Here is a 557-nt window from a genome sequence, read left to right on the forward strand (position 1 = left end):
AGAGTTTCAATCAGCAGGGCTTTGCGCCTGAGCGTGCCGCCAGAGGCCAGGCCTGCGCCGGTCAACGGGAAGGACTGGCTGCGGCAGAGGAAAGAGCAATTGCAGGCTGCCCGTGCCGCTGCCAAGCAAAGGCGCAATCTACTAAGAGCCGAAATCATGTCGGCCGTGCAAGATGTTGCCCGAGAGGAACGCACTGCTGCGCGGCTAGAAGCTGAACGCCTGAGGGCGGAAGCCAAGGCCGCGCGGACCTACACGCGGGAGGACGCACGCGCCGCCGCCAAGTTCGAGCGCGGCCAACCAACCCGCTCGGCGTCCAGACGAAAGACGCTTGCTAATGAGAAACGCAAGCTGGTCTCTTACGCCGATCTGTTGCGGATGCGTGGGTGATCTGGCGGAAGTTTGACAGGGCGGACTGCCGATCGATTTCGTGGAAAGCGGCGTCGATCTCGTGATCCGAATCGACGCGTTGTCGGACAAGCGGCGGAACGCACGGTGGACCATGTCGAACCGGCGGTTGACCTGCATCGCTACCGACCCAATGCAGCCGTTGCCGACCC

1 protein-coding gene is annotated in these 557 nt (G+C 63.0%); it reads left to right on the forward strand.

Translation table 11 applies throughout. From position 1 onward, the window contains the following. A partial coding sequence (locus ACGLHR_RS52160) for a hypothetical protein (protein WP_400104017.1) occupies positions 1–387 on the forward strand: 387 nt, incomplete at its 5' end. Between the last annotated feature and the right edge of the window lie 170 nt (positions 388–557).

The sequence above is a fragment of the Cupriavidus sp. CuC1 genome, from assembly GCF_044627735.1.
Classification (GTDB): domain Bacteria; phylum Pseudomonadota; class Gammaproteobacteria; order Burkholderiales; family Burkholderiaceae; genus Cupriavidus; species Cupriavidus ulmosensis.